Consider the following 22,922-nt stretch of genomic DNA (forward strand, 5'->3'; position numbering starts at 1 on the left):
CACCGAAAAGCCGGAACTCCATAAGCCCACCCCCAGCTGACCGCTTCACCTACGGCAGCTCCGGCTCAATCCTGGCCTGTCCGCAAGGTCGCTGCAAGGTTCACAAGCAGGTCGATGCCGGATCGTGGAACCAATGAATCAATTGCACCAGCCGTCAGGAGTCATCATGGTTACCGCTCCAACCCTCGAGGCCTTCGGGCACGGATCTGTCACGCAGTTGGGTCGCAAGGCCTCTGGCGGGCGGCCGCTGCTGATCGTGCTAGGCGAGTACAGCAACTTTCCTGCTTTCAGCACCGTGCATCCTCTGGAGTACTACGAGCGTCTGGGGTTCGGAACTCCGACGTCTCCGTTCTCGACCGACGACCCCGTCAACCCTGCGAGCCTCCGCGAATACTTCCGCGAGATCAGCAACGGCAGATTCTGGTTCGATCGCGTCGCGGTTGCCGGACCGATCTCACTCGGGCCCTACGCCGACGACCCGGGGCCGGAAGCCCGCAGTGCCGGAATCCTGAGTCGCGTCGCCGCGCAGGCTCCTGAGTTCTTCGTCAACGCCGACACGAACCTCGATCATCAGGTGGCATTCGATGAGCTGTGCGTCGTGCTCGTCGAGAACATCACCGGAGCGTGGCCGGCGAACCGGGACAACAATCCGGTCCACTTCACCATCGAGCGGTTCCCGCTGACTCCATGGGACGAGACGATCCGGGTACACGTCGCGGGCGCCGGCCCGTTGACGCCGTTCTATCAGATCGCCCATGAACTCTCGCACTCGCTGGGCACCGTGGACATGTACAACACGGGCCTGGGCAACAACCTTCTGACGTTGATGGGCACCTACTCGTTCTTCGGCAACGACCAAGGCATTGTGCACCTCGACATCTGGCACAAACTCGTGCTCGGCTGGGCCGAACCACGGCGATTCCCACTCTCGGCCAGTGGAAGCGCGCCCGTCACGACCGGCGTGGACGGCGCCATTCTGCTGTGGGACGAGACCAGACAGGCGACCGAGTACTTCATCATCGAGCGTCGCAGCCCGAACTCTCCAAGGCTGCAGTACGACGCCGGCTTTCCCGACGACGGTGTGCTGATCTGGCGGGTGCAGCAAGGAGTGGGCAACGGCGTCGCGCATCTCGGCGCTCCAGATCTGGCTCCGGGCGGCGCGGGAGTGTGGCGAGCGGGGCAGCAGACGCCGACGCTGACCTGGAGCGACGGCCAGTCCACCGGCGTGGACGTCACGGTCACCGGCGGTGCGGACGGAGCGGTTCAGGTCGCCTGGCGCCAGCAAGCCACCCAGGACAGCAGCAGGCACCTCATGCTGACCCATGGCGGCAACGGAACCACGCCGGTCGACAGCGGGCTGCCGATGCAGGGAATCTTCTACGGCATCACCGCGGACGGCAACTTGGAATGGAACCGCTACAACGGTCGCGGCGAACCGGTCGGCGACCCGGCGAGTGCGCAGAACTGGCACGCCAATACCGGAAACCTGATCGGTCGCGGCGCCGGCCACATGAAACACGTGTTCGGATGCGGCGACGGTGTCCTCATGATGGTTCACCCCAACGGCAACCTGCACTGGTACTCCTACGCCGGCAACGGTGAAAGCGACGTCACCGGAACACTCGGCTGGCATCCCAACTCCGGCAACGTGATCGGCAACGGGGCCCAGAATCTCCGTAAGATATTCGTCTTCCCGCAGGCGGGACGATCCACGAGCCGGATGAAGATGCTCGCCATCCATGTGAACGGCGATCTGTACTGGTACTCCTACAGCGGCAACGGCGAACATGACCCGTCCGGAAGCCTGGGTTGGCACCCCAACTCGGGAAACCGCGTAGGAAACGGCTGGCAGAACGCCAGGCACGTCCACGGGTCGGGCAACGTGGTCTTCGTCGTCCACACCAACGGCAACCTGCTCTGGTACTCCTACAGCGGCCAGGGCGAGAACGACCCGTCAGGAGCGCTCGGCTGGCATCCCAACTCCGGAAACCCGGTGGGCCGGGGCTGGCAGAACATGCGGCACGTATTCGGCGGTGTCACCGATCTCGGAGGATTCGGCCACGTCATCTTCGCCGTCGATCAGGTTGGCGACCTCCGCTGGTATCGCTACACCGGTCAGGGCGAGGCCGACGTCACCGGCACGCAGGGCTGGCACCCGAACTCCGGCACCCGAATCGGTACCCACTGGTGATCCAGAGCTCAATCGAAACCCGACCACACCCGAGGAGAGCAACATGAAGACGATATCTACCTGGCGGACCCTGCTCGTCGCCGCTGTGGTGGCGGTCACGCTCGTCAACTGCGGACAAGACGATCCCGACAACGCGACCGATACCGACGCGCAAACCACATCCGCGACAGCCGGGCCCGACCCGCCCAGGGACGATGACGCCAACGGCAACGAATCTGACGGCGACGACAACTCCGGCAGTAACGACTCCCGAGGAAACGGCAAAGGCGGTGCAGAACTGGCCTGGGTGCCGATCGGACCCGCCTCGCCGGACATCCCCGACGACCAGAAGTGGTACGTGGCGCTGGTCGATCATCGATGTGACCAAGTGGGCCGGGACTCGACCGGAACCGCCAAGGACAAGGAGTTGCTCTATCGAGGACTGGGAAATGCCTGCGCGGCACTGTTCCAGAACCAGACGCAACGTTGGGACAACGCTCAGCAAGAGCTGACCCGCGCACTCGACCAGCTCGCCGGCAACGACCTCGAGTGTCACAATCTCGCCGCTGTCGCACTGGCGAGGCGGCTCCTCGAGTTCCCCGATCGTCTGCCCAGGGTGCGGGTCACGTCCACACCGGGAACGGTGTGCGAGTGGGGAATCGAGGACATCGGGCCGACCGAGGGCCCGCTTGAAGGTGGCACGGAGCTCAAGATCTATGGCTACGGCAATGGCCTTTACACCGCGACCGAAGTCCTTTTCCGTGGGGTAAGCGCGAAGATCCTCGAGCGCGACACGCGAGATGACTCCATTCTGGTCGTCTCACCGCCGATGACCAGTCCGGGAGAAGTGCAGATCACCGTCCGCGGCCCTGCGGGAAGCCGCAGCAGCGATGTACTTTTCGAATACCTCGACGGCAGCGAAGCACCTGACGGCAAGACCGATGACAGCGACTCTGAGGAGCCGCCGCCGTCCGAAGCGGACCCGACCCCTACGTCCTCTGACACGACCGGAGAAACGGGATGAGTACGCAAAACCCGCGGACACGTTCTGCCAGGACACCGATCGGGGTGTCACGGCAGAACTCGCCCAGGGCGAGGTCGCCGTCGGTCCCGGACGTGCCGGCTGCCAGTAGCGTGCTGGGCTCGGCGCTCAGCCTGGTAGCGGCGTTCGGCCCGCCTCTGACCATCGCCACGGCGGCGCTGGTGTACTTCGGCTGGGCACGAGTCTATGTGGGGACACGGATTCTAGGTCTGGACGCGACCGTCTTCGACTTGACCACGCAGGACTATGTGCTCGGCAGCGTCAGTACGTTGTGGTTGCCACTACTGATCGTGGCTGCCATCGGTGTTGGCTGGCTGCTCCTGCACGAGCGCGCTGTCGCCGCCATCCAGGCGAAACACCTTACTGGACTGCGGTTGCTCGTTCGCGGTCTGACCTACGGCTTGGTCGCGTTCCCTCTGCTCGGAGTCGCGGCAAGCCGGATCTGGCCGGCTTGGGGAGAGCTGGTTCTTCCGCTCAGCATCACCGTCGGCATCCTCGCCACGACCTACGGCATCACCATGCGCCGGCGTATCTCCGCCGCCCTTGGAACCCACAACGAGACCGCGACGTTGGCGAGCTGGCACCGACCTTTGGCGAGAGTGCTCATTGGTCTTCTCATCACGCTCACGCTGTTCTGGGAACTGACGAACTACGCCGGCGTGGTGGGGCGCGGTTATGCGCAACAGGTCGTGGCCGGGCTCCCTGACCGTACGGGCGTCATCGTCTACGCCGTCAAAGACCTGCAGCTCGACGCGGCCGGAATCCACGAAACCCGGTTCACCGAAAAGGCATCGACGTACGGCTACCGATACGAAGGGCTCCGGCTCCTCCAGAAGTCAGGAGACAAGTACTTCCTGCTCCCCGCGGAATGGAACTTCGAGGAGGGCAAGACAATCGTGCTCACAGACAACGATGCGATACGCCTGGAATTCACGACCTAGTACTGCAACGGCACTTGTGTGCTGTGGTGGATGATTCTGCGTGTGGTGACTAATCTTGTGATGGCGGAGTTGGACCAGGCGCATGCACGGATCTCGGCTCGGTTTGGGCGGGCTGAGCCTCGGATGAGGGCGCGGGAGTATGTGGCTGGGCTGGTCGCGGGTATGGAGCGGAGGAACGGCTGGACGCTTGCTGTGCAGGCTGGTGAAGTCGGTCCGGATGGGATGCAGCGGTTGCTGCGGCGTGCGGACTGGGATGTCGATGGTGTGCGTGATGATCTGCGGGACTACGTGGTCGAGCATCTGGGACAGCCGGATGCTGTGCTGATCGTCGACGACACCGGGTTCCTGAAGAAGGGCAGGCGGTCGGCGGGGATACAACGGCAGTACACGGCTATCGGCTGGGCGAACATCTGGCGGCGGTGAAGGCCCGCGATCTCAGCTCGGCCCTCACCTACCTCGGCCGCGGCGAAGGTGGAGAGCGTCCTCGCCGGTCGGTTTGACACCCACCGCGCCGCCGTTGTCGGCATGTCGGTCGGCGTAGGCGGCGCTCGGGAGCATCGCACCGCCAGGGACATAGGCATCCGCGGCCGCGGCGTCGGCACCGAAAGCGGTGGTGCCGGTGAGCGGCTGGGGGCCCGGGTAACCTGCCACGAACATGCGGCGCTGGACCTCGACGCGGGCCGCTATTCGCGGCGAGTCTGGACGCACCTTGACCACGACCTCGCGGCCGTCAGCCAGCCGAAGCCCGATGACGGCAGACAGGTTCCGGATCTGAATATCTCCTCCGCTGGCGGGCTGCCCAGATGCTCCATGCACCACTGGGGCAAGGCGGCCAGGGTCGACGACACGCAAGCGAGTGACATCGGAGCATCCTCACCTGCGCCGGTGATGTCCCGGGGCCGAGCCGACAGGACGACCTCGCGTCAAGCTTGGCCGCCACAGCATTCACTCGTTCACCCTGCTTCGTGACGCATTCCCGAGGCCTGACCTGCAATGTCGGACATTCGAAGTGCCGCCTCGCCGGTGAGGCGAGAGGTCATGTGCTCTTGCCTGCAGACGGCTCAGGGTTACGGGCGGCTTCCAGTGGTGGTCGGGCGGTGAGCACAGGCCAGGCATGCTCGCATCACAGGTCGGCCCGGATCGACGACCGGCGCGCCGTTCGGTTACTTGCTCTCTCCGCCTGACGGCGCCGGCCGGGTTGGGTGTTGGTGTCGGTGGAGCATTTGGAGTGCGCTGTCGGTCAGGTAGAGCAGTGCGCAGGTGAGGCTCAGCGTTGCGGCGATGGCTGCGAGCCAAAAGCCCACGTCTTCGGGGATGAGTGCGCGGGGTACGACGAATGGCAGTGCTATGAGGGGCAGGCTGAGCGATGCGGCTAGGGCGAGGCTGAGCTGGCCGGTGGTCCGGCGGCGCCGGTAGATGCCGATGCCTGCGGCTGCGAATCCGGCGGCCAGGACCGCTGCCTGGTATCCGCCTGGCAGGTGGGTCAGTGGCGTTGGGCTGCCGTAGTAGTCGTTAGTGGGCAGGAGGAGGGTCAGGATCCACAGTCCGCCGGAAGCGATCAGCCAGTCGGGGCTGTCGCCGTGGCGTGAGGCCGGATGCAGGTGGTTTGCGCGCCAGGCCAGGTTCAGCAGGTATACCAGCGTGCTCCCGGCGTTCAGCACGGCGGCGAAACCCATTGCTGGGAACTCGGTGTAGTAGGCGAGTTTGATGAGTATGAAGAGCGACAGCGCGAGCATGATGACGGCGATTACCTTGGCCGCGGCAACGAAGACCGGCAGCGCCGCGCGCAGTGTGCGAACCAGGCCTGCCCCGATCGCAGCGACTCCGATGCCGATGAAGAGGGCGACCAGCCAGGCCGGCCAGCCTGTCATGGTGAGTGAGCCGTCGAACCCGCCGTTGGTGATCGGTAGGAACAGGCCCATCAGCCACACCGCACCGGCTGCGATCAGCAATGCAGGAAGGTCGCTCTGGGAGTGCGTGGACGGCAACTCTGACTCGAGTGTTGGCGCGTCCGGTACGGGTTTGACCGCCGGAGACTTGCCAGTCGGCTGATTGGGTTCGTGCGGTGCAGTGGCGCGAGAGGCCTTGGCGGGGACCCTATTCTTCGCTCGGGCGGGTTTGCCTGCTGGAGCGGGCGATCCGTGTGGTGGCTGGACTTCCAGCTGTACAGGTACCGTGCCGCCAGCCCAACGCAGCTGGAGCTGGACCTGGCCGGGCGTCGCGTCGGGGCTTGCTTGGAAGACAAGCTCGTTGCCAACGGTGGAAATCGTCACGCCTTCGGGCGGCGACTCGATGAAGGCGTCCAGCGCGACAGGTGGACCGGTCATGGTGACGCGTACGGTCTGGGTCCCTCCCACGGTGACGCTCGGCCTGGGCGGGTCGACGCGCGGGGTGCACGCGTCCAGCGCGGCGGAGGCTGCAGCCCGTACCCGCAGGCTGTCGTCGTCGGCGAGTTGATTGAGGGCCGAGATGGCGGCTCTGGCCATGCTCAGGTCTTCGCCCTCGGCGCGCTGCTGCAAGTCGGACACCGCGCCCAGCCTTGCCGCCGAGATTGGGCTGGTCAGCAGGTCTCGGATCTCGGCCGGCAGCGCGGCAACCGACGCGCGTGGACCGCGTGGACTGCGGGCCAGCCGCAGATCGCCGCTGGCGCCGAACGTCCACAGATGCGGCGTCTGCGGCTTACCAAGCCGGCGGATCCGCTGACCGATGTAGTCGAACAACTCGTTCAGACCGACCCAGCCGTCGCCATCTTGATCGGCGTCGCCGCCGACGATCCCGTCGCGCATCGCCGAGGCGAACACCGATGGCTCGACATGGGAGTCGGCCAGTCGTTCGCCTTCAAAGGCGTACTCGATCGCACTCGAGGCCGTGATCACCGCCCGCGCCCGGGCGCCGCCGCCCAACGCGGCGAACGCCTCACCAACATCGGGGTCTCCAGCTGCCCGCGCCACCATCCCGCGCGCGAACGCGCCACCATAACAGCAGTCGAGGAACACAACTGCGCCTGCGGCCCGACTGGAATTCAGCAACGAACACAGCAGATCCGCCGATACAGCGGTCGACCGCAGCCGGTCTGCCCGCGTGTCGTGCGCAGCGAAGTACAGGTTGCCCTGTACGTCCTTCAAACCGTGCCCCGACAGGTACAACACCACCACGTCCTCGCGTGCAGCGTCGACAAACAAATCCTCCAACGCCAGCCGCATCTCCTGGGCACTAGGGCTTTCCAGCGTCGACACCACAAACGGCCCTACCTGCGGATCGGCGAACAATTCCCCAAGCTCGACCGCATCACGCGCCGCCGACGGCAACGCAGCCAGACCGCCGTCAGCATAACTGGACGAGGACACGAACAACGCCAACCGGGCCATCGCGACATACCTCTTCACTCTCGCCGGTGTGAATCACATACCAACCACGAGTCAGCCATCGAAGCTCCCAGAAACATCCGGTCAGATCCAAGGCTTCAAGCCTAGGCCTGCCATCACTGCAGGGGAGGGGGTTGTCCAGAGAAGGCAATCCGGGCAGCGCTATTCCCTACCTTCAACTGCGACGCCCGACCCGGCGTGATCAGCACGCAGGCCGCTCGCCGCCGCAACACGGCGATGATTGAGGCTGTCAGCGGGCTGCCGCCGATCGTGGTCGCCGACCTATTCGGCATCCCTCCCTGAACGGCTTATGTGTGGGCAAACTTCGCTCAGCCAGTTGGACTGACTATCTCGCAACTGGCACGACTACCGAGCCGGCCAGCACCACCCACCACGGCTGATCAGCTGACCGACCAGCCAGCCGATCTCGTCTACCGTTGACGATGTGACCAAGGTGTTGGGCTACGGAGTGAAGCGCACAGCCTTCCGTGAAGGGCGATCTGCCCCGAGACAAGTCGGATCTTCCCAGATCAGAAGGCCCTTTCACGTTCACGACCCGGCAGCGCGGGCCGCCGCTATTCGAAGGGCCAAGGCTAAGCCGCTCGGAAGCCGGCTCGCGACCAGGTATGCAACTTCGTCATGTCCGTGCCAGTGATCACGCCGTTGACGATGACCACCGCACCAAGATCCCCCTCAAAACCATCATCTGCGCGGGTGTTGTCGCCGCCGTGGCCACCGCCGACCGCATTCCAACCATTGAACTGCGTAAAGTAGGAGATGCCGGTGGCAGTCGCGCCCCGCTGCGTCGTTCCGACGTAGGCCTTCAGATCGCCGCTGGTTGCATGCGTCCATCCGACAAGCCGGGTCGTGCCGTCGTTCAGGCCGCTGCCGCGGTCGGTAAAGGTGTAGGCAGCACCCGTGTACTGCGAGTGCCGCAACTCCCCGCCCTTAGCGCCCGCCATCGTGTACCCCACTGCCGACAGGTCACCAACGACGGTGAGCGGCGCATTCGGGGTCTGCGTCGCGGTTGTGTCGGTGCTGGTCCACTTGCCGACCCAGAAGACGCTGCTCCCACTGTCCAGTGCCCGGACGGCGGGCGCCTTGACGCACTGAGCGTTGTGGGGCGTCCCCGGCTTGGCAAACCGGATCGCTGGCTGCGAGCCGAAGACACGGTTGACCCTGGTGGGACGGCGGTCTTCGAAGCTCATGTGGCCCGCGCCGCGCGATTGTTCGGTCCAGGTGATGACGTCCGAGCCAGTGACTGTGACACCCTTGCGCGAGTCGAAGTAGCCGTCGATGCCGTTAATTTGGCTGGGGCTCCACGCCTCGATCGGCAGGATGTTGCTCACTCCCCGGCCGGTCGTTACCAGCACATTGTGGGTGCCGACGCTCGTCACCGGCATCGGGAACGTGAGCGACGTTGCTGTGTTGGCCGTGAAGAACGACGCCGGCACCGGCACGGCACCGACGTGGACGCTCGTCGCGTCGGCAAGGTTGGCACCCGTAATGGTGATCAAGTCGCCGCCCGCTGGGTCTGCCACGTTGCAATCGAGCGAGGACAGGATCGGCACCGAGATACCGATCGCGCCTTGCTGGGTCCACATCCCGTTCATGGAGCCGTGGATCGAGTAGTAGAGCACCAGGATCTGACCTTTGGCGAGGGACACGGACCCGCCAGGTTCGCAGTCCAGGACGAGCCCGGTTGGCAGTGCGGGCTTTCGGCCGTCGTGGAAGGTCACCGGGTGGATGCCGGTGTTGCAGATGGCGAGTTCTTGTCCGTCGGCTCCTGCGGGGAACGTCGGGGTTGCCCTGATGTCCGCGGGCGCGGCGGGGCTCCCACGATTCACCGCGACGTTGTTGGTTCTGTCCGGGATCTTGATCGTCTCGGTCCACGGGGTCGAATTGATGTCGAGCGCCCCGGAACTCGGCAGCCTGAACGTCTTGGCGTTGGTGAAGTTTATGCCTTGCGTGGCGGGTACGTCGATGCTCGTGGTCGATCCGATGGGATGGAGTCCGGCCCCACCCCCGGGTGCGGAGGAGCTCACGAGGGGAGGGTACTCGGCCAGGAAGCCAATAATGCCGGAAAGGGCGCTGGCCTGGTCGCTGATAACCAGCCGGCGATGGTCGGGCTGACGGAGCCACATTGGCTGATCGATGGTGATTCCCCGTGCCTGCGCAAGGAAGATGCACCCCCCGAAGAACTTCGTTTCTTCGAAGTAGGGGCTCGAGATCCGCGTGTTGAAAAAGACGGTGCGCCCGCTGTCGAGGGTTCCGATCACGATGCCGGCAAATCCGCCTCCGTGGAAATCCATGTTTTCGATGATCGGGCCGTACGAACCGCGGCACACGACTCCGCTTCCCGCGCAGTAGGTGATTCGCCCGACGTCCATGCGGGTCCGGTTGTTGTCGTGGTGAGTCTCTTCGCTCCAGCCATCACCGACCCCGATGGCGAACGGCTGACCGCTAAGGCTCAGCGATGGCTTGCCGAATCTGTGGACTCGGAGTTCCCCCGGACCAACGATCTCGGCGATCTCCAGGCGCTGGAGTGTCGAGTCATCGTTGGCGCCGATGAGGATGAAATCCCCGTCTCGGGCGGGAATCGACGTGAAGTCGGTCCCCGATCCGGTGATCGTCGTGTCGCCCTTCGTGCAGGACACCGTGCCCTCGGCTGGCACGATCGCCCGCAGATTAGGCCGAATACTGCCGTCCGGCAGCTTACTGCCGTATCGGGAGGCCACCGAGGGGGAGCAGTACATCGTCCCGCACCTCTCGGCGTAAATCCCGCGTGCGTACACATTGTCGTTGTTCGCGTCTCCCGCGATGACGTCTTTGGAGTCCTTGGTTCTGACGGCGCGGTAGGCGTCCTTGACCGCAAACGTGACGTGCACGTCGTCGAGGTGCAGGCCCGAGGCACCTTGGAGGTAGAGCCCATGGTCGGCGTTGCCGGCGCAGTTGAAGCGGATACCGTTGACGGTCACCTGGTGGGCGTCGATCGAAAGGATCGACCGCATTCCGGCCCGACCAGCCCTGAGCATGGTGCCGTTGTGCACATTCTGCTCGGACCCTTCACCGCGGATCGACAGCCCGAGATCGGTGAACACACCTGCGGGGAGGGCACCATGGGTCTGAAGCTTGATCTCCGCGGTTACCTTGAAGTCCCCACGGGGAAGATAGACCCCCGTTCGGGTCGTCCTCGCGGCGCGGATCGTGGCGAGGATGGCCTCGGTGTCGTCGGTCTGGCCATCTCCGACGGCGCCGAACCACTTGACGTTGAGTTCGGTGTCGTCGCGACGTCGCACCCACCGGCCGGCGATCTTCGTGGAGTGGAATGTCAGTCCGCCGTCGCCGACCACCCCACCGGACTGGTAGGAGCCCGTCGGGGCCTGGGCGAGGGTGAACGACTCCGATGTCTTGCCCATTCCGATGTTCATCCAGGTACCGTTGAGCGAGAACTCGCCGTCCCAGGCGACCCGGTCGATGACCGCGCGGCCGCCCAGAGCCAGCCCGTGCGGACCCGAGGTCGTCACGGTTAGGCTCTTGGCTGTGCCTGCCGAGGTGAGTGCGGGGTTGCCCTGCGACCCCAGCAACGCGAACCGGTCCCTATCGAGGCGCTCGACCCACCAAGCACCGTTGGCATGAGGGTTTCCTTCCACGAGGACTGCCTGGCCGTTCACGAAGTCGTGCGCTGCTGCGGTGAGCACGATCGGCGAGGGGACGCCGGGATCGGGATTAAAGGTGGTGGCGCCCGTGATATTGACCGAGCGGACTGTCGCGCCGGTGATGTGGGTGGTCTCGAAGAAGAAGGCCCCGCCCCCGCCGTCATAGCGCGAGCCGTAACCCGCGACCTCAACAACGTCATCGGTCTGCGGGTCAGGAGGCGCGGGAGCCGGAGGCACGGGTTGCACCGGAATGGCTTGCATTGCCGCGACGGTCGCCGTGCTCGAAACAGTCATGCTCGATCCTTTCAGGTCGGCGTATTACGCTCGCACATCTGCGAACTGGCGGCTGACATGTCCACCACGCAGTGCTGCGGCTTGTCGGCTGCATGTGCCGGCGCAGTGACCGTGCCAGCGCCGAGAGCGGCGAGGAGCAGAGTTGCCTACGCGATAACGCGCATGTCTCTCCGAGAGTTGGTTCATCTGTTGTCGCCGGACCGGTCGGCCCGGCCAGAACAGGTTCCGCCCGCACCCTGGTCCCACACCTTGCACGGACCTTGCAGAACCGGTGACAGCCGCCCACAATCAGGCCAAGCAGGTCAATCAGCCACTCAGTCAGTTCAGGAGTGGGGGGATATGCGGATCCGGCTTTTCGGCGAAATGGAGTTCACTGTTGCCGGGCGGCGACTGGACCTCGGGACGCCGCGGCAGCAGGCGGTGCTGGCCGCGCTGATCGTCGACGCCGGCCGTCCCGTCACGACCGAGACGCTGATCGACCGCATCTGGGACGACGATCCGCCCGCCGAGGCCCGCAATGTCCTCTATTCATACCTGAGCCGGATTCGCCGGGTGCTGAAGCAGGCGGCCAAGCTCACCGGCGAGCCGCCGGTACTCCTGGAACGCCGGTATGCCGGTTACGTTCTCAACGTCGATCCCGCTGCCGTCGACCTGCATCAGTTCCGGTCTCTGGTCGAGACCTGTCGCGATCCGCGGCGTTCCGACGCCGAGCGGGCGGACGCGCTGACCGAGGCGCTGCGGCTGTGGCGCGGCACTCCGCTGGCCGGCGTGCAGGGTGAATGGGTGACGCAGGTGCGCGAGAACTGGCGCCGCATGCGCCTGGACACGACACTGCAGTGGGCCCAAGCCCAGCTCCGCCTCGGCCGCACCGCCACAGTGATCGCCGCTCTCCCAGAAGTCATCGCGGAGTACCCCTACGTGGAACCGCTCGAGGGCTTGCTCATGCGCGCCCTACACGCCGAGGACCGCGACGCCGAAGCGATCGATCGATACACCGCCGTACGGTCGCGGCTCGCCGAACAACTCGGCACCGACCCCGGCGCCGAGCTGGCCACGCTGCACCAGTCGATCCTGCGTGGCGAGCTCCCGCCGTTGCTGCCCGACCAGCTCGCAGCCACAACCAGCCACCTGGCTGTGCCCGCGCAACTGCCCCCCGACGCCTACGCCTTCACCGGCCGCGAGCCGCAGGTGCGCACACTCGACGAGATCCTCATCGCCGGCCAGAAGCACTCGACCGCCGTCACCATCTCGACAGTCTCGGGAACAGCAGGGGTGGGCAAAACCACACTCGCGGTGCACTGGGCGCATCGCGTACGCGACCGGTTTCCCGACGGCCAACTCTATGTCAACCTGCGCGGCTTCGACCCGGATGATCAGGTGATGGATCCCGCCGACGCAATCCGCCGATTCCTCGACGCCTTCGGAATACCGCCGGAACGGATCCCGGCCGATCCCTCCGCTCAGGCTGCGCTGTATCGGAGTCTGTTGGATGGGCAACGGGTTCTGTTGGTGTTGGACAATGCCCGTGACACCGACCAGATCCGCCCGCTGCTGCCCGGTGGCGCGGGTTGTCTGGTGGTGTTGACCAGCCGCAATCAGCTCACCGGCCTCATCGTGGCCGAGAGCGCCCAGCCGCTGACCCTGGATCTGTTCACTCCCACCGAGGCCGGGCAGCTGATGGCCGGCCGCCTCGGCCCGGCACGTACCGCGGCCGAGCCCAAGGCGGTGGACGACATCATCGACTCCTGTGCCCGGTTGCCACTCGCGTTGGCGATCGTGGCCGCCCGCGCCGCCACCTACCCGGCATTCCCGCTGGCCGCGCTCGCCGCTGGCCTTCGCGACACCCAAGCCGGATTGGACGCCTTCACCGCCACAGACGCCGGGACTGACGTACGGGCCGTGTTCTCCTGGTCCTACCGGCAACTCAACCCGGCGGCAGCCCGGCTGTTCCGGTTCCTCGGCCTGCACGCCGGCCCGGACATCTCCGCACCGGCAGCCGCGAGCCTGGCCGGCGTCCCGCCGAAACAGGTGCGCCCCGTTCTGGCCGAGCTGACTCAGACGCACCTGATCAGCGAGCACATGCCCGGCCGGTACACCTTCCACGACCTGCTACGCGCCTACGCAGCCGAACTCGCCCACACCCGCGACACCCAGATCGAACGCGCCGCCGCAGTGCATCGGATCCTCGACCACTACCTGCACACCGGCCGCCGAGCAGCGCTGCTCCTCCGCCCGCACCGAGATCCGATCATCATTTCTCCGCCCCGATCCGGCGTGACACCCGAATACCTCGCCGACTACGGGCAGGCCATGGCCTGGTTCAGCACCGAACACGCCATCCTGCTGACCGTCTTCGACCAGGCTGCCAGGGAAGGGTTCGACACCCACACCTGGCAACTGGCCTGGACCCTGTCTGACTACTGCAATCGCCGGGGGCACTGGCGTGAGTTTGCCGCCATCGCGGAGGTCGCCTTGCGCGCAGCGGGGCGGCTGGGTGACCGGGACGCACAAGCCCGCACCCATCACAGCCTCGCCGTCGCCTACCACCAGCTCGCACGCTTCGGCGACACCCACACTCACATACGGCGGGCCCTAGACCTGTACGGCGAGCTTGGCGACCACAGTGGCCAAGCCCATTCCCATCTCATCTTCGCGCGGATGCTTGAGGCGCAAGGCCGCAACGCTGAAGGGCTCCACCACTCCGAGCAGGCGTTATGCCTGTTCCGAGCCGCCGGCCACCGGATGGGACAGGCATATGCGCTCAACACCGTCGGCTGGTACTACGCGCTGCTCGGGCACCACCAGCGGGCACTCACCTACTGCCAGCAGGCCCTCGGACTTCTGGAGCCGCTCGACGATCCCACCACAGAGGCGGCCACCTGGGACGGCCTCGGCTATGCCCACCACCACCTTGGCCACTACCAAGAGGCCATCGTCTGCTACCGACACGCCCTTGAGTTGTTTCAAAGGACTGGAAACCGTTACCAGGAGGCAGTAATACTCGCCCACCTCGGATACACCCAACACGCCATCGGTGACCACGGCGCCGACCGCACCACCTGGCAGCACGCGCTGGACATCTTCCAACAACTCGACCATCCCGACGCCGACGACGTACGCGCAAAACTCCGTCACCTCGACCCACCCGCCGCCGACTAGATCGACCATCGGCCAAAGACCCGCGTATCAACAGACGAGACCTGCACCGTCATGTCTTACGTGATGGGCGGCGCCCTCGAGGCTGGGTGGAAGCCGGGGGGCGCCGCGTACCACGCTCGGGTGCTTCTCCCTCAGGGATCGCGGCTGGCTGTAAGAACGAGTTCTGGCCCCATCCGGTGGCCTTCCTCGCTGCCGAGTCTGGCCGCCGCGCGGGGCCCGGAAAGGTCGTTCGTCCTCGCTCCGCTGCGGGCGCTCCACCTGGACCTGCACCTTGTCGGCGGCCAGTGCGGCACGGATCGAGGAAGGCTGCGCACTGCCCCGACGGCGGTTAGATCGTGTCCGAGGACGCCTCCGGCGGCGGCCTGCCCACTGGATACTCCACCAACCTGACCACCAAGGACGGCCGGACCCTCACCCTGACCTTCGGCACCGCCGGCTTCGGCGGCGAAGGCAACAAGCCGGTCGCCACCCCGCCCAGCCAGCAGCACACCGGCGCCGTGGTCCCCGACTGGGGCAACGGGCCAGGAGCCGAATCCATCCTTGGCACCAACGACCACACCGACCTGTTCGACGTCCTCGGCGGCTGAGCAGCAACGCATGGAAGGGGATCTGGGAACTCGGGGCCCCAGGTCCCCCATCGGCGGCTCCGCTCCACGGTGCGTGGACACTCGAGGGCGAGTCTGCGGTCTCAGTTGCCGTCTTCTGTGGTTTCGCGGGCACGGTGACGGTGGCTGCGAAGCTGTCGTTGGTGGCGACAACTTCGATGACTCGACGCAGTTCACCGGTCCGGTAGTCCAGGCCACGACGTAGGCGCCGAGCCGAAGGAGCACGGTGTCGTCATCGATCCAGCCGAGGGGGGCGGCTTGGTGCATCGCGACGTCGTTCTCGATCGGCAGCTGGGCCAGCGCTCGGCCGCTGTCGATGTCAAGAATGGTCGGCCCCGGCCATCTCCGCGCTTGTTCAGGTGATGCGACACGATGACGTTACGCATGACGGCGACCGTATCGCTGCCGGCGGCGACGCTGGCTTCCGGTGTCACCGAACACGTTGACCTCTGTGCGTGCCGATGCCCTGCTTTCCTTGGGCGTGAAGCGACTCAGCGTGTACGGCAACGCCTCGACCGCCGTGCCATCAGGTGTGTACGAAGGGCGGCTCGCGTTCTAGGGAACTGGCCGCCAGGAACCCGTCGCGGCGTCGAGGAGAATGCTGTCTTCGCGGTAGGGATAACCCTCCGAATATGAGTGCACCAAACCTGGCGGCAGCCCGGCGTCCAGTTGACCCGCTGTGGTTGACCGGGCAACGTGTGCTGGCGGGTTGTGTTCGTACTAAGGTCGATCGGGTCTGCTGCACGGACAGGTGACAGCGGTTCTCAGGCGGCGAGTGCGACCTGAGTGGTGTTGATTGTCTCGTATTCGATGGGGGTCAGTCGACCGAGGCGGGTCTGGCGGCGTCGGCGGTGGTAGGTGCGTTCGATCCAGGTGATGATCGCTAGGCGTAGCTGGTGGCGGGTGGCCCAGCGGCGGCGGTCCAGGACGTTGTTTTGCGGCAGGGCGAAGAAACTCTCCATGGCAGCGTTGTCGCCGGCGGAAGCGACTTGCCCCATGGCCCCGACCAGGTCGTGGCGGGTCAGTTCGCGCAGGAATTTCCGGGACCGGAATTGCGACCCGCGGTCGGAGTGCACCCGGCAGCCGGCGACGTCACCACCACGGCGGGACACCGCTGAGGCCAGTGCGTTGACCGCGAGGCGAGACTTCATATGGTCGCTGATCGAGTACCCCAGGATCGGCGTTGGAGTACACGTCCTTGACCGTGCGCATGATCGGGCACGGGTAGAGCCTGCCCTGGCCGGTGGGGTGCTCGGTGATATCGGTCAGCCACAGCTTGTTGGGTGCTGAGGCGGTGAAGACCTGACGCACGAGATCGTCGTGAGCCGGTGGCCCGGGTCGCTTGCCGTCCTTGCCGCGTTTCTTGCCGAACACGCTCCACCAGCTGTTCGCGGTGCAGATCCGCCATATCGTCCGGTCGCACGCGACATGACCCGCGTCGCGGGCCTCATCACCCAACAACCGGTAACCGAACTCCGGGTCGTCGCGGTGGGCGTCGAACAACGCGTTTGCCAGATACGCCTGCGCGAGCTCGTGGGCAGTGATCGGCTGCGCGAGCCACCGGTAGTAGGGCTGGCGGGCGAGCTTTAGGACCCGGCAGGTCACCGCGACGGGCACCCCGTCAGCGGCCTACGACAGGCAAGGTCACGGACCAGCGGGTAGATCATTTCCCGGCAGCTGCGCCTGAGCGAAGTACGCCGCCGCGCGCCGCAGGATCTCATTCTCCTGCTCCAGCTGCCGGTTGCGGCGCTTGAGCTCGCGCAGCCCAGCCGACTCCGACGCGGTTACACCCGGACGGTGGCCGTCCTCCACATCCGCGGCATGCAACCAGTTACGCAGACAGGACTCGCTGATCCCGACGTCCTTCGCGATCTGCGCGATCGGAGCCTCCCCACGCCGGGCAACAGCCACGACGTCATCACGGAACTCCTTGGGATGCGGTCTGGGCACGGTGCACATCCTCTCAGCGGCGCCTTCCGGCACCACAGATCAGGTGTCACCTACTCGTGCAGCAGACCCACAGCCACCCCGCTTCCCAGTGCGAGGCCAACAGCGCAACGCCAAATTCCAGCCGGAACATCGGCAAGCCTCGACATCTGGACAGCTGTCGCCTACGCCATCGACACCTTCCTGCCCCTCGTCGACTTCAAGGTCGCAGACAGATGGCAGGCCCATGGCTGGCTCGAAGCCGCCAGGGTGATCGCCATCGCAGTTGGCTGGCTCCTCGGCAGCCTCTTCATCACCCGTCTCACGCGCATCATCCGCACCTGAACACGTGCCGCTCTACCTACGACTGCGGTTGCCTCCAGGGCGGGTACTCGACCACGCCGATCGGAATGGCATTGGCGGCAGGCAGCCCGGACGTACAGCGGACGGCCTGACGGTGCTTGATCGAGCCATACGCTCTGACCCGGCGTTACATCCTGGGTCATTACAGGCTCGCAGATAACAACGAGGTCCGGTGGTTCACCGTGGAGAACCCCAGAGGTAACTAGCGGCGCGGTCTCTCATTGATCTGCCGGAACCGACATGTGCTGACGCCAGCCCACCACGACGCGGCCGCAGTGGTCGCCGCCGCCCGTGTCGTGCTGGGATGGGCGGGTCTTGTCGGGATTTCGATGGAGTAGCGGAGCCGGACGATCGCGGGCTCCAACTCCCGGCGCCGCCGTTCTTCGGGGTGTGCTCACGAGTTGGTTCATAGTCGAAGTGGCCGAGGGTTCCTCGGCGTGGCGGTGGGGAATGGTCGCGTTGGCGTGGCGGTCGCCCGGACCCGGGGGTGCTGCCCTGGCGATCTAGGACGTATCTCCTAACCTGTCCTCGGCCGGACGGAAGCTGGTGAGCTGCTCGTGCACGGCCCAACGCGGGTCGGCGTGGGAGCTGATGGCCAGCAACGTGTCACCGCAGCGTACGCAGGAGCCCAGCCGGACCCGAAGGTCCTGTTCGGGCTTGCTGGTCTTCAACCGCGCTTCGGGCTGCTCCGCGTTGTTGTTCCAACGGTGGGACCCACCCTTGCGGCACTGGTCCGGTGGCCCCGTGAATCGCCTGGGGTCCTTGGTGCCCTCGCCTGGGCTGGCAGCCGTGTAATTAGAGCGTAGGTGTTCGCCGTAAGTGCTCATGGTTGGCAGCCGTCCTCTCGGCCCTGACGCTACCCCCTTACGGTCAGAGCGCCACACCGCCGTCTCTCACGAGGTCGTGGCCCACGGTGAAGCCGGACTCGTCAGATGCTAGGACGTGGATCGGCGGCGACTCCCACGTCCAAGCGGCTGTCAGTGTCCCAGTCACACGCCGCTCCCTCACATGAGGTTGGCGCGGAGCCGAGCGGCGCCAAACCAGACCGGACGCCTGGTTCCGTACCAGCGTCGGGGTATTTGGAGGCGCGCCCGTGGAACCAATCGTGGTGCGAAATGGGGGAGAGCGGTGGCGTTTCTGACCGCTTGTGGCGGTAGTGGCGTCTGTATCGCTGCACGTCAGCGCCACTGAGCACCCGGTAGGGATTCCTCATAATCCCTTGGTCGCGGGTTCGAGTCCCGCCCGCCCTACCCTCTCTGACCAGGGCAAACGGGCCATCCGGGGCCGAATCCTATGGTCGGTATGTCCGGATTTTCGGCCCTGTGGATGACGGATGGGGGACGCCGGTCGGCGTCGCGTCTGGCTCGTGCCATGTCACACCAGGCCGTTTCGGCGTACCTACTCCAGGCATCGGCTGTCCACGCGTCCTGGAGGTGGCCCATGTCCGCCGAGTACGCCCGTCGCTCCCGTCCTGTCGAGGTCCTCCAACTCCCGCTTGCGCTGAGCGTGGGGGCGGGCCGCCGGCATGCTCCGGATCGGCCGCAGCAAGTCAGCAGGTTGCGCATGCCGGGCTGACCGTCGGCGGGCGGGTGGCGGTCAGGTTGCCGTTGGCGGGCCGTGCCAGGCATCGAGAGCGGCGCCACGGGCCGGCGCGGGCCTGTTGGGCGGGTCGTGCAAAGCGACGGGCGCAACTGACGCTGGATGCGCCAACGTCATGCACCCGCACGCCGTCTCTGGTTGGCGCGACGACCGGAGTGGTGTGCGGCAGGCCGCGGGTTCGTCGGGTTCGTCGCCTGAGATCCGACAGCCCGGCCGGGTGCCTGGCGTCGCAACCGGCGATTCGGCCCAGGTCCGGCCGACGGTTTTGGGGAGCGTATGGGGAGCGGACGTCCGTGTACAGCTGGATCTGGCCGGGTTCAGCCGGGTACGTGCCAGCTCGCACATGAAACGACCCCGGACCTGGACATGCAGGTCAGGGGCCGTTTTCGCTGGTGTGGCAGGTACTGGGTTCGAACCAGTGTAGGCGAAGCCGACGGTTTTACAGACCGCTCCCTTTGGCCGCTCGGGCAACCTGCCGGGTGCCGTACTGCGACGGCGAGTTGAGAGGATAGCGCAGGCGTACCGATGGGGCCCAGGGTGGGCCACCCGAAGTACGCGCAGACCCGAAGTCACATCTCGAAAGGAGCCCGGATGGCCGGCGAGTCCTCGTTCGACATCGTCAGCAAGGTCGACAGGCAGGAGGCCGACAACGCGCTCAGGCAAGCCGCCAAGGAGATCTCTCAGCGGTTCGACTTCAAGGGGACCGATGCGGACCTCAAGTGGTCCGGCGAGTTCGGCATCGAGATCCAGGCGAACTCCGAGCAGCGCGCCGAGGCCGTACTCGACCTGTTCAAGGAGAAGCTGGTCAAGCGCGGCGTCTCGCTGAAGCACCTGGACACCTCCGACCCGCGGCCGTCCGGGAAGGTGTACAAGATCAACGCGACGCTCGAGCAGGGGATCTCCACGGAGAACGCCAAGAAGGTGGCGAAGATCATCCGGGACGAGGGTCCGAAGGGCGTGAAGGCCCAGGTGCAGGGCGAGGAGCTCCGCGTCTCCAGCAAGAAGAAGGACGACCTGCAGGCCGTCATGAAGCTGCTGAAGGACAAGGACTTCGACTTCGCCGTCCAGTTCGTCAACTACCGCTGAACGACCACGCCAAGAACCGGCGCTGTAATTCGCGGCATATGCCCGACTTCAGCGCCGGCTCTGGTGTGTGGCGAACCACTCGCCGAGCACCGCGAAGTCCGCGTCGTCCAGGCCGGTGCGCGGGTCGACGCGGTGGAGCAGCGCCTGCCCACCGCGGCGGGCAGCCACCCAGGCGCGGTCCGCCTCCGTGATCTCGTCGTCGATCCAGGCGTACGGGCGGCCGGCGGCCCATTCGAGCAGCGTGCGGGTCTTCCAGTGCAGCCCGTCCCACGCGTCCGACGCCGCTGCCGTCGGCTCCGGCCAGGTCACGACGGGCAGCGAGGGCAGCCCGAGCAGCGGCGGGCCAGCAGCGGGCTCGCCCCGCCCGGTGGATCGAGGTATGCCGGGTAGCCACCCGCCCCGCCGAACGGAAGGAGCGGTCCGTCGACGTCGAGGAAGAGCAGGGGCCGGACAGGTCTCACGCCGGCCGCCGCACGGCCCGGCCGAAGCGGACGGCCACGCCCGGTGAGTACAGCACGCTCACCGGCTCCCCGAGCTCCGACGCCGGCGGGAGCCCCGCCGCGGCGGTGAGATCCTGCGAGCACTCGACCAGCTCGGCGCGGTGCAGCGGCCACCGGGCATGGGCGTTCGGCAGGAACGCACGGTCACTGTGCAGCCCCCACCTGGCCGTGAGGAAGTGCTCGAGCGCGCTCGGCGACTCGATCCGCGCCCCCAGCCGCACCGTGACCCGGCTGGCAGCGCCGGCCGGCCCCGGCCACCGCCGGCGGCTCACGTACGTCACGGTGTCGCCCGAACGCGAGATCCGCATCCGCGACCACACGTACGGCAGCCCGAACCCCATCCGCCCGACGACCACCGGAACCAGCCGCGAAGCGTCCAGCGAGCGGAAGACCACGCCGCGCCGCCCGAAGCCGTCGACGGAGTACAGCCGGACGTTGGTCTCCGGGAAGCTGCCGAGGTACGGCACGCCGGGCAGCCCCAGCCAGCCGATCCCGTGCATCCGGAACGGCACCAACCCGACATACGTGACGCCCTCGAACGTGTCCGGAACCGTCCCGGCCGGCAGCAGCGGCGCCACGATCGACGGCGACACCGCCCAGTGCACGAAGGTCAGGTCGAGCCACGACTGGGTGAGCAGCGCCCGCGGGTACGACCGCGGAGGATCCGCGGTGACGGGTTCGGGGCCAGGCCCCGCCGGGTCGAGCACGCCGCCAGCATCCCACGGCCGGAGCCGTCAACCTCGGCTGGACGTGACCTGAGGCGTTCGACCGGCCGAACGACGCAGACCGGTTCTGGCAACCCGCCGACCCCCTGGTACGCCCGATCCGCCGCTAGCGTCAAAACCATGGCGAGCCCGCGAATCACCATCATCGGCGCCGGCGGATACGTGTTCCCCCTCCGGCTGATCGGCGACCTGCTGTCCTTCCCCGCCCTCCAGAGCTGCACCCTGTCGCTGCTCGACATCGACGAGACCCGGCTGGAGCGCACGGCCGGAGCGGCCCGCGACCTCATCGCGCACCACAGCCTCCCCGCCAGGGTCGAGGCCACCACCGACCGTCGGAAAGCGCTCACTGGCTCCGACTACGTGATCATCACGTTCCAGGTCGGAGGCGTCGAGTCGTACCAGCACGACGTCGAGATCCCGCGCCGGTACGGCATCGACCAGTGCGTCGGCGACACCGTGGGCCCCGGCGGCGTGTTCCGGTTCCTCCGGTCGGTCAACGCCTACCGCGAGATCGCGGCCGACATGCACGAGGTCTGCCCCGACGCCCAGCTGATCAACTACGCCAACCCCATGGCGATGGCCACGTGGTACCTCAACCACCTCGGCCTCAGCCCAGTCGGCCTCTGCCACAGCGTCCAGGGCACGTCCCGCATGCTGGCCCGCGAGCTCGACGTGCCGTACGAAGAGGTCAACTACATCTCCGCCGGCATCAACCACCAGGCCTGGTTCCTGGAGTTCAAGCGCGGCAAGGAGGACCTCTACCCCCGCCTCCGCGACCTGATGAAGGAACGCCACCTCGGCTGGCGCGACGCGAGCCAGTTCGCCGACGACCACGGTGACCACTCCGAAGCCGGCCGCGGCGCCTCGGTCTACGAGGGCGGCGTCGAGCGCGTCCGTACGATGATCATGGACGCCGTCGGCTACTTCCAGACCGAGTCGAGCCACCACGCGTCGGAGTACCAGCCGTACTTCCGCAAGAACGCCGAGAGCGTGCTCGACTACATCCCGAGACGGTGGGACTACTACGAGATCTGCGCCGCCCACGACGAGGACGGGCAGACCGAGAACCTCCTGGCCAGGTTGAAGGACGAGCTGAAGCCGTCGGTGGAATACGGCGCGTCGATCGTCAACAGCATGGAGACCGACATCAAGAGCGTGATCTACGGCAACGTCGAGAACCGCGGCATCATCAGCAACCTGCCGCAGGGTGCGTGCGTCGAAGTCCCTTGCCTGGTTGACGCGGGCGGCATCCAGCCCACCGTCATCGGCGACCTGCCGCCGCAGTGCGCCGCGATCAACCGGACGAACATGAACGTCCAGGAGCTCGCCGTCACCGCCGCGATCACCGGCAACCGGGAGCACGTCTACCACGCCGTCATGATGGATCCGCTGACCGGCGCGCTGCTCAAGCTGGAGCAGATCCGCTCGATGGTCGACGACCTGTTCGCCGCGCACGCCGCGCTGCTGCCGCCCGAGCTGAAGGCGTGA

General features: G+C 66.3%; 11 protein-coding genes, 1 tRNA gene and 2 pseudogenes. 8 read left to right on the forward strand and 6 right to left on the reverse strand.

The window, feature by feature from the left end:
- The first annotated feature begins 166 nt into the window (after positions 1-166).
- The 4 genes and pseudogenes from ACYVF6_RS00655 to ACYVF6_RS00670 form a co-directional block, all read left to right on the forward strand.
- Positions 167-2,191 carry a tachylectin-related carbohydrate-binding protein gene (locus tag ACYVF6_RS00655; RefSeq protein WP_460514565.1) on the forward strand — a complete coding sequence of 675 codons (2,025 nt, stop codon included), beginning with the start codon at positions 167-169 and terminating at the stop codon, positions 2,189-2,191.
- Positions 2,192-2,276: 85 nt separating this feature from the next.
- Complete coding sequence (locus ACYVF6_RS00660) at positions 2,277-3,194, forward strand: IPT/TIG domain-containing protein (protein WP_460514567.1); 918 nt, start codon at positions 2,277-2,279, stop codon at positions 3,192-3,194.
- 110 nt (positions 3,195-3,304) lie between these two features.
- On the forward strand, positions 3,305-4,153 hold the full coding sequence (locus tag ACYVF6_RS00665) for a hypothetical protein (RefSeq protein WP_460514569.1): 849 nt from the start codon (positions 3,305-3,307) through the stop codon (positions 4,151-4,153).
- A gap of 42 nt (positions 4,154-4,195) precedes the next feature.
- Positions 4,196-4,543, forward strand: a pseudogene (locus ACYVF6_RS00670) (transposase); the annotation flags it as partial.
- A gap of 773 nt (positions 4,544-5,316) precedes the next feature.
- On the opposite strand, the gene ACYVF6_RS00675 reads toward ACYVF6_RS00670, so the two are convergent.
- Together ACYVF6_RS00675 and ACYVF6_RS00680 are read right to left on the reverse strand one after the other, a co-directional pair.
- Positions 5,317-7,539, reverse strand: coding sequence for a caspase family protein (locus ACYVF6_RS00675; RefSeq protein WP_460514572.1), 2,223 nt, complete (start codon positions 7,537-7,539; stop codon positions 5,317-5,319).
- Between the two features lie 572 nt (positions 7,540-8,111).
- A complete protein-coding gene (locus tag ACYVF6_RS00680; protein WP_460514574.1) occupies positions 8,112-11,471 on the reverse strand; it encodes an IPT/TIG domain-containing protein in 3,360 nt (1,119 codons plus the stop codon).
- On the opposite strand from ACYVF6_RS00680, the gene ACYVF6_RS00685 reads away from it, so the two are divergent.
- Positions 11,433-14,630 carry an AfsR/SARP family transcriptional regulator gene (locus tag ACYVF6_RS00685; RefSeq protein ID WP_460514576.1) on the forward strand — a complete coding sequence of 1,066 codons (3,198 nt, stop codon included), beginning with the start codon at positions 11,433-11,435 and terminating at the stop codon, positions 14,628-14,630. The genes ACYVF6_RS00680 and ACYVF6_RS00685 overlap by 39 nt on opposite strands.
- A gap of 335 nt (positions 14,631-14,965) precedes the next feature.
- Positions 14,966-15,217, forward strand: a complete 252-nt coding sequence (locus ACYVF6_RS00690) for a hypothetical protein (RefSeq protein ID WP_460514578.1) — start codon at positions 14,966-14,968, stop codon at positions 15,215-15,217.
- A gap of 782 nt (positions 15,218-15,999) precedes the next feature.
- Here ACYVF6_RS00690 and ACYVF6_RS00695 read toward each other — a convergent pair.
- Positions 16,000-17,185: pseudogene (locus ACYVF6_RS00695) on the reverse strand (IS3 family transposase).
- 2,333 nt (positions 17,186-19,518) lie between these two features.
- Positions 19,519-19,600, reverse strand: a tRNA-Tyr gene (locus ACYVF6_RS00700).
- Positions 19,601-19,714: 114 nt separating this feature from the next.
- Here ACYVF6_RS00700 and ACYVF6_RS00705 point away from each other — a divergent pair.
- Positions 19,715-20,209, forward strand: coding sequence for a YajQ family nucleotide-binding protein (locus ACYVF6_RS00705; RefSeq protein ID WP_460514580.1), 495 nt, complete (start codon positions 19,715-19,717; stop codon positions 20,207-20,209).
- Positions 20,210-20,257: 48 nt separating this feature from the next.
- Here the strand turns inward: ACYVF6_RS00705 and ACYVF6_RS00710 are convergent, their stop codons facing one another.
- Together ACYVF6_RS00710 and ACYVF6_RS00715 are read right to left on the reverse strand one after the other, a co-directional pair.
- Positions 20,258-20,518 carry a hypothetical protein gene (locus tag ACYVF6_RS00710; RefSeq protein ID WP_460514582.1) on the reverse strand — a complete coding sequence of 87 codons (261 nt, stop codon included), beginning with the start codon at positions 20,516-20,518 and terminating at the stop codon, positions 20,258-20,260.
- Positions 20,519-20,666: 148 nt separating this feature from the next.
- Positions 20,667-21,416, reverse strand: a complete 750-nt coding sequence (locus tag ACYVF6_RS00715) for a YqjF family protein (protein WP_460514583.1) — start codon at positions 21,414-21,416, stop codon at positions 20,667-20,669.
- Between the two features lie 138 nt (positions 21,417-21,554).
- Here ACYVF6_RS00715 and melA point away from each other — a divergent pair, with 138 nt between their 5' ends.
- On the forward strand, positions 21,555-22,922 hold the full coding sequence (gene melA, locus ACYVF6_RS00720) for an alpha-galactosidase (protein WP_460514585.1): 1,368 nt from the start codon (positions 21,555-21,557) through the stop codon (positions 22,920-22,922).

The organism is Flindersiella endophytica (assembly GCF_054779015.1).

What these genes read in the sequence shown, in the direction of transcription:
- ACYVF6_RS00705 (WP_460514580.1), top strand. Translation starts at nt 19,715, where the DNA reads ATGGCCGGCGAGTCCTCGTTCGACATCGTCAGCAAGGTCGACAGGCAG.
- ACYVF6_RS00680 (WP_460514574.1), bottom strand. Translation starts at nt 11,471, where the DNA reads ATGACTGTTTCGAGCACGGCGACCGTCGCGGCAATGCAAGCCATTCCG.
- melA (WP_460514585.1), top strand. Translation starts at nt 21,555, where the DNA reads ATGGCGAGCCCGCGAATCACCATCATCGGCGCCGGCGGATACGTGTTC.
- ACYVF6_RS00655 (WP_460514565.1), top strand. Translation starts at nt 167, where the DNA reads ATGGTTACCGCTCCAACCCTCGAGGCCTTCGGGCACGGATCTGTCACG.